Genomic DNA, 11,090 nt, shown 5'->3' with positions numbered 1-11,090 from the left:
CATCCCAGCGAAGGCTGGGACCGCTCACGTTTTACAGTGCCCCCTCGTGAATACGCCCTGCCGATAGTGCGGTGCGAAGCTGCCAGCGGTCCCAGCCTTCGCTGGAATGACGGGCATTTGCCTCCACACTTTCCCCACAAACGCCAAGGGAGGAGGCGCTCATCGGCGCCCCCTCCCCTGCATTTTCCCTTAGGGCATTCTCCCGAAGGAGCCTTGATCAGAGACCGATCACGCCGCCGTCGTTCCGGGTGATCGCGACGATCGACGAGCGCGGACGCACCGTCTTGGCGGCCGAGGCGTTGGTCTGGGTATCGGGCCAGTTGCTGCCCGGCGCCGTCACCGAGCCGCTCTCGCCCGGATGCTGGATGCCGACGAACAGCGTGCGGCCGTCCGGCGTCGAGTCGATGCCGGTGATTTCGCACTGGCTCGGCCCGACGAGGAAGCGGCGCAGGTTGGCCGCGGTCGCCTTGGCGCCGACAAAGGTGTTCTGCGTGTTGCCCGCGTTGTTCACCGTGTAGGCACCGCCGTCACCGACGTGACCGGGGATCGCGGCGAGCAGCATGCAGTTGGTGCGGTCGGTCAGCGCGCCGTCGTCGGTCTCGATCCACAGCAGCGGGTTGATCTGCCCCGCCGGGTTGCTGGCGCGCGAGAACCAGGCGCCGTCCGGGCTGGAGAAGTCGTTGGCGGTGGTCAGACCCGAGATGTTGACGTTGGTGGGATTGGCATCGGTCGCGTCGGCGCCGAACAGGTAGATGTCCCACTTGAACGTCGTGGCGCTGGTGGTGTCGCCGTCTTCGCGAAGACGCACGATATGGCCGTTCGGGTTGCCGGTCTGCGACGCGTTCGACGGTCCCTTGGGGTCGTTGTACGAGCGCGGGTTGGCGGCGTTGGTGCCGGTGACCGGACGGAACGAATTGTTCGAGTTGGTCAGCGTCAGGTAGATTTCGCCGGTGGCGGGGTTGCCCGCCGTCCACTCCGGACGGTCCATCGGCGTCGCCCCCAGCGCGTCGGCGGCGAAGCGGGTGTTGACGCAGATGTCGGCCTGGCTGGTGAACGTGTACTCCCGATAGGAACCGCTCGCGGCACGCTTCGGGAAAGTCGGGCTGTAGACCAGCGGCATCCAGGTGCCGGTGCCGTCGGCATTGAACCGGGCGACGTAGAGCGTGCCGGTGTCCATGTACTTGTCGCCGATCGCGAGACGGTCGGCGGCGTCGGCATCGGCTTCCACCCAGGTCGCGGCGGAGACGAACTTGTAGAGGTACTCGCCGCGCGAATCGTCGCCCATGTAGAACGCGGGCTTCTGCCCGGCGACCGCGCGCACGAAGGCGCCTTCATGGCCGAAACGGCCGAGCGCGGTGCGCTTGCGCGGGGTCGACTTGGGATCGTAAGGGTCGATCTCGACCACCCAGCCGAACTGGTTCGGCTCGTAGCGGAAGTCGTCGGCCGCAGTGGCGCCCTTGATCGTGGCGTTCCAGCGGGTGATGCGATCGTCGGTGGCGGAAGCGGTCGACCAGTCGTTGTTGCCAGAGCGGCTGGTGATGCCGTTGCGCCTCAGCGAATCGATCTCGGCCACCGTGCGCGCTGCATCGTCCGAAGCGTCGCGGCGGAAGTAGCCGGCGTAGTTCTCCTCGCAGGTGAGGTAGGTGTTCCAGCCGGTGACGCCGTTGGCGCAGTTGTTGATGGTGCCGCGTCCGATCTTGCCGTCCTTGCCGTAGGCGGTGACCAGGAACGGCGATCCCGCCGCCGGGCCGCTGAACGCCATCGGTGTGTTGGGAGTGATGCGGCGGTTGAGCGCGCCGCCCTGTACCAGGCTCCACTTGCGGCTGCCGTTGTCGATGTACTCGGTGACCGAGACGCCGTGGCACTCGATCTCCTTGATCGCTTCGGCCAGCGGGCGCGGCGCCGGGGTCGGGCCGTTCGGGTGGAGGTACTGCTCCGAGATGTTCTCGTGGTTCTGGACCATCAGGCCGCGCGTCGAGATGTTGCGGTCCGGCTTGTTGGCGGCAGACAGGCCGAAGAAGTGCAGCGCGTCGCCGTGGTCGCCGATGCGCTTGTCGAAGTCGGCGTCCGAACCGTCGTTCTTGTAGGCAGCCGTTCCGGCCACGATCGGATCGCCCAGCCGTCCCATGACGGTGACCGAGTAGCCCTCGGGAACCACGACCACGTCGGCCAGCGAGTGGGCGACGGCGCTGAAGCCGAGGACCGCGGGCGAGACGCGTACGGTGGTGGTGGCGGTCACGGGCTCACCGATCAGCGGCTTGGCGCTGAACTGGAAGACGAGGTCGGTGGCGGCCGCGACGGCCGGGGCGATGAAGCTCACGGTTGCACCGCCGCCGCTCAGAGCGACTGCAGGACCGGTGCGCTGCGTCCAGCCGGCATCCTGGCCGTTGCCAGAGACGGTGCCGGTCAGCGTGACGACGCGGCCCGCGCTGGTGGCAACGCTGCTGCCCGCCGAGACGGAGACGGCGCCGCCGATGGTGCCGCCCTGGCCGTCGTCACCGCATGCGGCAAGAAGGCTGGTGCCCATGAAGGCCATCGTGGTCGCACCGGCGCCGCGGAACATGGCGTTGCGGCGCGAGTACCGCTCCGCCGCCATGCTCTCCAGCGAGCGCTGCGTGGTGTCATTGGTATCGACGTCACCGTCCGTATAGGCGGTGACCGGATTCATCTCGGTCATGGTTATTGCCCCCTTATTGGTCGCGCTTATTGGTCGCAGGGGCGAGTGCTAGGGGCCATTCATGACGCGAAAGTGCAGGTTCGATGGCAAATCGATGTCGTTATTCTGACCATATTGCGACGACGGCCCAAAGCGGCCCGTCGCGCGGGCCTTATCCCTCCTTGGGATAGACGTCCCCGAGCACGCGGCGGAAATGCCCTTCGACCTGATCGTTGCAGGCGCAGGCACGGTTCTTCAGCCCTTCGCGGTCGAGCACCTCGATGCCGCCGCGACGGGTGCGCACCATACCGTCGCGCTTGAAACGCTGCAGCACCCGGCTGGCGTAGCTGCGGCCGATGCCCATCATCGAGGCGAGCTGCTCCTGCGTCATCGTCACGTCGTTGCGCCCGATCCGGTCGACGGCCGCCGAGAGCCACTTCGCCGCGCGCTGCTCGATCGTGTGGACGGCATTGCAGGCGATCGACTGGAACACCTGCGCCATTACGCAGTCGGCATAGCGCGCGAAGAGGTGCGCGATCGCGGGCGAGCGCTCCTTGGCCGCCTCGATATCTCGCGAGGCGATGCGCAGGAACACCCCGTCGTGCAGCACGTTGGCCCGCGCATAGGCCGGAAGCGAACCGTGGCTGACGATCCCGCCCAGCGCCCCTTCGCGGCCCACGAGGATGGTTTCGACCGCCGTGCCGTCCTCCATCTCGACGAAGTAGGAACACATCGCGCCGCCGGTCGGAAAATAACAGTAATCGACGCTGTCGCCGGGCTGGTAGATGATTTCGCCCGACTTCAACCGGCACTCGCCCAGCTTAGGCTCGATCAGCGCGAAGTCGTCCTGCCGCAGCGCCGTGAGCAGGTCGCTGCCGGCGATCGCGGCGGCGGAAACCGGGCTTGTCTGCGGGATCGTGCTCATTTGTGCTCCTTGGGCGGCTCGGCGTGACGCATGGGCGTGACGACCGGAAGGGCCGACGCAAAGGGTCGCAATCCTGCGCCGTCCGGAAACGACAACCCAGCCAAGGGCCTACGGTTCCAGGATGCGGTCATAAGTGAACAGACCGTCCGTTTCAGAGATGCTATGTGTTACTCAGGAACATTATCCGGGATCATCTGTTCCCGGACCTAGGCGTGCCTTGTCGGTCCGCTTGCAAACGGCCCTCGCGGCCTTATTCGGATAATCATGCAAGACGCCCTCGGATCGCCCGTAATGCCCGACATGCTGACCGTGCTGCGCGAAGCGACCGGCCCCTCTCACGAGCGGCTGGACGCATCCTTCGGCGCGCTGAACCTGATGACCCGCGACGGGCTCGGGCGCTTCCTTGCCGCGCACGCCGCCGGGCTGGAGCCGATGTTCCCCGCGTTCCGGAGCTTTCTGGAGAACGAACTCGGCCTCGAATGCCCGGACTATCCGGCCATGCTGCGCGCCGATCTCGATGCTCTCGGCGTCGATGCCGTGCCCTCTATCGAGACGCCTGCCGGGCTCGATGCGGCGGGCGGCGAGGCAGGCATCGCCTATGTCGTCTCCGGCTCGCGCCTTGGCCTCGTGGTCATCCGCCAGCGCGGCTACTGGGGCGAGTCGAAGGGCTTCCGCTCCGCCTACATGAGCGACGGGCGCGGCCACGACGCGTGGAAGGCGCTTGTCCCGGTCCTGCGGACCCGCGCGTATGCGCCCGATCAGGCGGAGGCGCTGCGCACCGCCGCCCTCGCCGCGTTCGAGACGTTCTCGCGCGCATTCGCCGCCAGTGCCGGCCTCGCGGCGCGTGTCGATGGCTGACGCGATGCACCAGGTAGACCTGTCCACCTGCGACCTCGAGCCGATCCACATCATCGGCCGCATCCAGAGCTTCGGCTGGCTGCTGTCGTTCTCCAGCGACTGGATCATCAACCACGTCTCGGTGAACTGCACCGACCTGTTCGGCCGCGACGCACGCGATCTCGTCGGCCTTTCCGCCACCGAGTTCCTGTCGCAGGAAGCCCTGCACGACATCCGCACGCGCCTGCAGATCCTCGGCAGCGCGGGCACCGTCGAGCGCATGTTCGAGGTGGACCTGATCGGCGACGGCCGCGTCTTCGACGTCGCCGTGCACAATTCCGGCCGCTCCTTCATATTGGAAATCGAGCCCCACGAAGGCGGCAAGCGCCGCGACTTCGTTTCCTACGTGCGCCCGATGATCGAGCGGCTCCGCCAGTCGCCCTCCATCGAGCAGCTGTGTTCCAGCGCCGCGCGCCATCTGCGCGGCCTCACCGGCTTCGACCGGGTGATGGTCTACCGCTTCGAGGGCGACGGCGCGGGCGAAGTCATCGCCGAGAGCCTGAACGGCATGGTCGACAGCTTCAAGGGCCAGCACTTCCCCTCGTCCGACATTCCGGCGCAGGCGCGCAAGCTCTACACCCGCAACCTGCTGCGCATCATCAGCGACGTCGACGACCCGACGGTGCCGATCATCCCCGCGACCAATCCCAACGGCGATCCTCTCGACCTGTCGATGTCGGGCCTGCGCGCGGTGTCGCCGATCCACATCGAATACTTGCGCAACATGGGCGTGAAGGCGTCGATGTCGGTCTCGATCATGCGGCGCGGCAAGCTGTGGGGGCTGATGGCCTGCCACCACTATTCGCCGCTGACGCTGTCCTATTCGGTACGCACCGCGAGCGAGCTGTTCGGCGAATTCTTCTCCTACCTGCTGGAGCAGAAGGAGACCGATTTCTCGACCGAGAAGCGCGCGGAATCGATGCGCCTCCATGACGAGATCATGGCCCGCGTCGCCGGCGGCGGATCGCTGCTGGAAGCCTTCGACGACTTCACCGATTCGATCCGGCAGGTGATCCCCTTCGACGGCGTCGTCGGCTGGGTGGACGGCCGCTTCATCGGCCACGGCGCGGTGCCCGACCAGACGCAGTTCGCCACCCTCGCGCGGTTCCTCAACACCGCCGGAGCCAGCACGGTCTGGGCATCGGACAACATTTCCGCAGTCTACCCGCCTGCGGCGGAATGGGCGGACAAGGCATCGGGTCTGCTGGCCCTGCCGGTCAGCCGGTCCCCGCGCGACTACATCGTGCTGTTCCGGGGCGAGGCGGTGCGTGAGGTGAAGTGGGCGGGCAATCCCGAAAAGGCCATCGAACTCGGCCCCAACGGCGCGCGCCTGACCCCGCGCAAGAGCTTCGAGATCTGGCGCGAGGAGCGGCGCGGCTATTCGCGTCCCTGGACCGACGAGGAAGTCTCCTCCGCCGAAGCGCTGCGCATCACCCTGCTCGAAGTCGTGCTGCGCCTGTCGGACGCCGCCAACGTCGAGCGCGAGCAGGCCAGCCAGCAGCAGGACATGCTGATCGCGGAACTGAACCACCGCGTTCGCAACATCCTCAACCTGATCCGCGGCCTCGTCGCCCAGAGCAAGGAAGGCGCGCGCACGATCGACGAGTTCGCCGAGATCGTCGGCAGCCGCATCCACGCCCTCGCCCGCGCGCACGATCAGGTGACGCGCAAGGACTGGTCGCCCTCCTCGCTCTACGACCTGATCCGCACCGAGACCGACGCCTATGCCAGCCACTCGCTGGACCGGGTGGTGATCGACGGGCCGGACGCGCTGATCGCCCCCGCCGCCTTCACCACGCTGGCGCTGGTGATCCATGAACTGATGACCAATTCGTGCAAGTACGGCGCGCTGTCGGATTCGCACGGGCAGGTCACCGTGACGCTGAACCGCAGCGACGACGGCGCACTGGAGATCGACTGGCGCGAGGAAGGCGGCCCGCCGGTCCGGGAACCCACCCGGCGCGGCTTCGGCTCGACCATCATCGAGCGCACGATTCCGCACGAACTGGGCGGCTCGGCCTCGGTGATCTACCCGGTGGACGGGTTGCACGCGCTGTTCCTGATCCCCTCCGACCATATCTCCGGCTTCGAGACCCCCGGCGCGGTCCTGCGCGAGCCGGTGAGCGAGCCTCCGCAACCCGCCGAGTTCACCAAGGAACTGGGCTCCGGCGCGGCGCTGATCGTCGAGGACAACGTGATCATTGCCATGGAGGCGGAAGACGTGCTGCGCGGCTTCGGCTTCACCGACTGCCGCATCGCCGGCTCCGTCAACGCCGCGCTCGGCATTCTCGAAGGCTCCGACGTGAGCTTCGCGATGCTCGACGTGAACCTCGGCAAGGATACCAGCGAGGCGGTGGCCCACGAACTGGAAGCGCGGGCGATCCCCTTCATCTTCGCCAGCGGCTACGGCGAACGCTCGCTGCAGTCCGGCGCGTTCAAGAGCGTGCCGGTGGTGACCAAACCCTACGGCGAACGTGACGTGCGATCGGCGATCGGGCGGGTGATCAAGGGGCGCTGACCGTCTCCGGTCATCCTTCTTTGTTCGTCATCCCCGCGAAGGCGGGGACCCAGCTGATGCTTGTGGAACATGAAGTGTCAGGAGATGGGTTCCCGCCTTCGCGGGAATGACGGTGGTGGGGATGGAGATGATGGTGGTGAGAAAGGATCTCACGCCCGCATCCGCTGCTCCCCATGCGTGGCATTCCAGCCGTCGACCCAGCCGCGCACGTCCTCGTAAGGCATCGGGCGGCAGATGCCGTAGCCCTGGCCGCAGGTGCAGCCCATCGCCACCAGCATCGCCTGCGTCTCCGGGTTCTCCACCCCCTCGGCCACCAGCGGAATGCCGAGGCAGTCGCACAGCACCACCAGCGAAGTCACCAGCGACTGGTCGAACCGGCTTTCGGTAAAGCGCGCGATGTAGGAGCGGTCGATCTTGATCTCGCGCACCGCGAACTCGCGCAAGTAGCCGAACGAGGTGAACCCCGCGCCGAAATCGTCGATCGAGAGCGAAACGCCGTGGTCCTGCAACTGCTCGATCACCCGCTTGGCCTGCGAGGGGTGAGCGATCAGCGCGGTCTCGGTCAGTTCGAGCACGACATGCGCGGGATCGACGCCGTGCGTGCGAATGGCCTCGACGACGTGACCGACGAAGCCCGGCCGCTCCAGCATCCGCGCCGAGACGTTGATAGAGATACCGGCGCCGTCCAGCCCCGGCTCCAGCCGCGCGTACTGGCCCAGCACGGTATCGAGCGTCAGGTAGGTGAAGTCTTCCAGCAAGTGCGACTGCTCGACCGTCTCGATCAGCGCATCGGCCGCGACCGGGCCGTTGTCCGGGTGAGTCCAGCGCACCAGCGCCTCGAAGCCGAGAACCTGCCCCGAACGCATGTCCACCTTGGGCTGCCAATGCCAGTTGAAGGCTCGCGCACCCATGGCGTCCTCGATATCGTGGAGCATTGTGCGCTCGTCGGCGCGCACCGTGCGGCGCTGTTCGCCGCGCGCGATCACCGCCTTTTCGGTGCTGCGCTTGGCCCCACGCTTGGCCTCGTACATCGCCTCGTCGGCGGCCTCCACCAACCCCTCGGGCGAATAGCCCAGCTGCGGGCACAGCGAGATTCCCATCGAGGCGCCGACGTAGAGCAACCGCCCGTCGTGGACGATCGGCTGCTCGATCAGCTCGGTCAGCTTGGTGGCGACGGCCAGCGCGGACTCGTCGCCATCGACGTTCTGCAGCAGGACCGCGAACTCGTCCCCGCCGAGGCGGGCGATCGTGTCCACCTCGCGCAAGTGCTCGCGCATCCGGCGGCCCAGCGTGATCAGCACCGCATCGCCCGCCGCATGGCCGAGGCTGTCGTTGATCTCCTTGAAGCGGTCGAGGTCGATCATCATCACCGCGAACGGATCGCCGCTGCGCCGCGCCCGCGCGCAGGCCTGCGAGAGCCGGTCGGCGAACAGCGTGCGGTTGGGCAGGTCGGTCAGCGGATCGTGGAGCGAGCGGTGCGTCAGTTCCTCTTCCGCGCGGAGCATGTCCTGCCGGTACTTGCGCCAGGCGATCCCCTCCTCGACCGACGCCGCGACCCGCTCGGGAGAGAGCGAGCGCTTGGACAGGAACTCGGTCATGCCCGACTTGATCGAGTCCGCCGCGATCTGCTCGTCGGTATGGCCGGTGACGGCGATGATCGGCACGTCGGGGTCGATCTCGGCGCGGATCTCGGGCAGCAGGTCGCGCCCGTCGCCGTCCTTCAGGCCGAAGTCAAGGAAGACGATGTCGAAATGCGCCTGCGGATCGCGGATCATGTCCAGCGCCTCGGCCTGCGAGGCGGCCTGCTCCACGGTGATGTTGCGGGGAACGCGGCGCAGCAGGCGCAGCAATTTCTCCCGGTCGACGTCGTCGTCATCGACTATCAGCGCGTGAATGTCCTGAGTACCATTGTGCAGGTGGTCCATGGGAGGAAGGGATCCTTGCGTGAGAGGAGCCGCCGTCAGGGCAGCTCCTGCGTGCGGGCATACTTGCCGATGAAATCGGCGAGGCGAGCGAACTGCGGACCCACCGCGGACTTGACCATGTAGCCCGCGACGTGCCCGTCGTAGGCACGGCTGCGGTCCTGATCGCGGGCCGAAGTGGAGAGTACGAAGACCACCGTGCGGCGCAGGTCCGGGTCGGCGCGCAGGGCGTCGAGGAACTGGAAACCGTCCATGCCCGGCATGTTGAGGTCCAGCAGCACGATCACCGGCGTTTCTATCTGCTTGTCCGGATGGCGGCCGGTGAGGATCGCCAGCGCTTCCCCGCCGTCCCCCGCCGTGACGGTGCGACAGGGCACCTCGTATTTGCGGAAAGAGCGCAGCACGCCTTCGCGCGCGACGTCATCGTCATCCACCAGCAGCACGGTCACGTCGTTGTAGTTGGCAGTTTTCTTTGGTGCGGATCGGGGTGCGACCAGATCAATCATCATCTTCGTTCTCTCGCAGAAGTATGCGGGGCCAGTGGACTTCGAACCTGGCGCCGCCGAGGGGACCCCGGCCCTGGACGGTCACCATGCCCCCGTGGGCGTTGATCATGCGGCGCGTGAAGGCGAGCCCCACCCCGTCGCCGTCGGTCCCCGGCGAGGCGCGGTGGAACAGCTTGAAGATGCGGTCCTCGTTGCCGGGCGGGATGCCCTGCCCGTCGTCCTCCACCGTGAAGACGGTGAAGCGCCCCTCCTCGCGCACGGCGATGCGGATGTGGCCTTCCTTGCCGCCGTGGTGCTTGACCGCGTTGGACAGCAGGTTGCGCAGCGAAGTGGAAAGCGGCGCACGCGGGGCGACGATGTCGCCGCCCTGCACGTCGACATCGACCTCGAACCCCTCGGGAATTGCCGTAAGTTCCAGCGCTTCCTCGACCAGTTCGTGCGGATCGATGCGGTGCATGCGGGAATCGCGCACCCCGGCGCGGGCGTAAGCCAGCAGGTCGTCGATCATCTGCTCGGAGCGCTCGATGCGCTGGGCGATGCGATCGAAGTTGTGCACCACGTCCTCGGGCAGTTCGGTGCCTTCGAGGTCTTCGCGGATCCAGCTTACCAGGTCGGCGATACCCCGCAGCGGCGAGCGCAAGTCGTGGCTGGCGACATAGGTGAACTCCTCCAGCTGCGCATTGGTCTGCTGCAGCGCGCGTTCGGAGCGCTTGCGGTGCGAAATGTCGCTGACGATCGCCATGTAGAGCGGCTGGGCGCTGCTCTCGAATTTGGTGAGCGCGATCTCGACGGGAAACTCGCGCCCGTGGCGATGCAGCGCGGTGACGTCGCGGTCGCCGCCCATGAGGCGCGACTTGGGGGCGGCCGCGTATCCGGAGATCTGCTCGCCGTGCCTTGCGCGGTATCGCTCGGGCAGCAGCATGTCGATCGGCTGGCCGATCATCTGCTCCACCTTCCATCCGAACTGGACCGCAAGCATGGCGTTGGCCTGCGCGATCCGGCCCTTGCCGTCCACCACCACCACGCCCAGCGGCATGCTTTCGAACATCTGGGTGAAGCGGCGCTCGGCGGTGATCTCGCGCGTCATGTTGCGCAAGTAGACGACCGCGCGGTCGCCCTCCTCGCCCGCGACGGGCGCAAGGGTCATCGTGACGGTCGGGCGCGAACCGTCGGCGCCGTGCAGCACCATCTGGCGCGACCAGGTGCCGCGCGTCTCCATCGAAACCTTGAAGAAGACCTCGAACATCTGCCGCAGCGTCTCGGCATCGTCTTCGGCGAACCACATGAAGAACAGGCTGTTGCGCAGCGCCTCGGCATCGGGCTCGGCCAGCAGCGAGGCGGCAGCGGCATTGCCGAAGGCGACCACGCCCGCCGCATCGACGATCAGCGCGGCGATCGGGGCATGGACCAGCGGCGCGTGGATGTCGGTTGTCGTCATCGGCGTCGCCAGCATCGCGTGTCCTGTCCTGCGGGAGACGTGATGCCGAACGAGCTTGAACTTCGTTGCAGCCACGGCCTCCGGGTGGAGCGCCGGAAACCGCGCTGCGGCCCCCGTACCCGACGAGGGGTACACCGGGGCGGTTATCGACCTGCGAAGCCAGACCTAGGGAGCTGTCCCTAGACCCGGCCTGTCGCAACGATTGCAGTGGTTAAATTTGTGTAAGAG

Annotated in this window: 7 protein-coding genes; 2 read left to right on the top strand and 5 right to left on the bottom strand. The window is 67.0% G+C overall.

Annotated elements, in window-relative coordinates:
• Window positions 1-217: 217 nt before the first annotated feature.
• Both ACYPYD_RS22900 and ACYPYD_RS22895 read right to left on the bottom strand, forming a co-directional pair.
• Complete coding sequence (locus tag ACYPYD_RS22900; protein WP_459665724.1) at window positions 218-2,677, bottom strand: PhoX family protein; 2,460 nt, start codon at window positions 2,675-2,677, stop codon at window positions 218-220.
• Window positions 2,678-2,828: 151 nt separating this feature from the next.
• Complete coding sequence (locus ACYPYD_RS22895; protein ID WP_008831430.1) at window positions 2,829-3,581, bottom strand: Crp/Fnr family transcriptional regulator; 753 nt, start codon at window positions 3,579-3,581, stop codon at window positions 2,829-2,831.
• Window positions 3,582-3,845: 264 nt separating this feature from the next.
• On the opposite strand from ACYPYD_RS22895, the gene ACYPYD_RS22890 reads away from it, so the two are divergent.
• Together ACYPYD_RS22890 and ACYPYD_RS22885 are read left to right on the top strand one after the other, a co-directional pair.
• Window positions 3,846-4,439 carry a biliverdin-producing heme oxygenase gene (locus ACYPYD_RS22890; RefSeq protein ID WP_248005971.1) on the top strand — a complete coding sequence of 198 codons (594 nt, stop codon included), beginning with the start codon at window positions 3,846-3,848 and terminating at the stop codon, window positions 4,437-4,439.
• 4 nt (window positions 4,440-4,443) lie between these two features.
• Window positions 4,444-6,996 carry an HWE histidine kinase domain-containing protein gene (locus ACYPYD_RS22885; RefSeq protein ID WP_459665723.1) on the top strand — a complete coding sequence of 851 codons (2,553 nt, stop codon included), beginning with the start codon at window positions 4,444-4,446 and terminating at the stop codon, window positions 6,994-6,996.
• Between the two features lie 149 nt (window positions 6,997-7,145).
• Here ACYPYD_RS22885 and ACYPYD_RS22880 read toward each other — a convergent pair whose 3' ends face one another.
• The 3 genes from ACYPYD_RS22880 to ACYPYD_RS22870 are packed head-to-tail and all read right to left on the bottom strand — an operon-like array spanning window position 7,146 to window position 10,877.
• The gene (locus tag ACYPYD_RS22880) at window positions 7,146-8,921 is read right to left on the bottom strand and encodes a putative bifunctional diguanylate cyclase/phosphodiesterase (RefSeq protein ID WP_459665721.1); all 1,776 of its coding nucleotides are present in this window, start codon (window positions 8,919-8,921) and stop codon (window positions 7,146-7,148) included.
• 35 nt (window positions 8,922-8,956) lie between these two features.
• Window positions 8,957-9,427: a response regulator gene (locus ACYPYD_RS22875; protein WP_008831436.1), complete on the bottom strand. Its 471-nt coding sequence runs from the start codon at window positions 9,425-9,427 to the stop codon at window positions 8,957-8,959.
• Entirely contained in the window at window positions 9,417-10,877 is a 1,461-nt protein-coding gene (locus ACYPYD_RS22870; protein ID WP_248005972.1) for a sensor histidine kinase, read from the bottom strand. Before ACYPYD_RS22870 ends, ACYPYD_RS22875 begins: the two co-directional genes overlap by 11 nt.
• Window positions 10,878-11,090: the final 213 nt, after the last annotated feature.

This window comes from Novosphingobium sp. 11B (assembly GCF_054589055.1).
The sequence above is the reverse complement of the archived record's forward strand: the minus strand, read 5'-3'. Positions and strand labels throughout refer to the sequence as shown.

Coding starts and splice junctions, on each gene's coding strand:
- ACYPYD_RS22900 (WP_459665724.1), bottom strand. CDS start 2,677: ATGACCGAGATGAATCCGGTCACCGCCTATACGGACGGTGACGTCGAT.
- ACYPYD_RS22895 (WP_008831430.1), bottom strand. CDS start 3,581: ATGAGCACGATCCCGCAGACAAGCCCGGTTTCCGCCGCCGCGATCGCC.
- ACYPYD_RS22890 (WP_248005971.1), top strand. CDS start 3,846: ATGCAAGACGCCCTCGGATCGCCCGTAATGCCCGACATGCTGACCGTG.
- ACYPYD_RS22885 (WP_459665723.1), top strand. CDS start 4,444: ATGCACCAGGTAGACCTGTCCACCTGCGACCTCGAGCCGATCCACATC.
- ACYPYD_RS22880 (WP_459665721.1), bottom strand. CDS start 8,921: ATGGACCACCTGCACAATGGTACTCAGGACATTCACGCGCTGATAGTC.
- ACYPYD_RS22875 (WP_008831436.1), bottom strand. CDS start 9,427: ATGATGATTGATCTGGTCGCACCCCGATCCGCACCAAAGAAAACTGCC.
- ACYPYD_RS22870 (WP_248005972.1), bottom strand. CDS start 10,877: ATGCTGGCGACGCCGATGACGACAACCGACATCCACGCGCCGCTGGTC.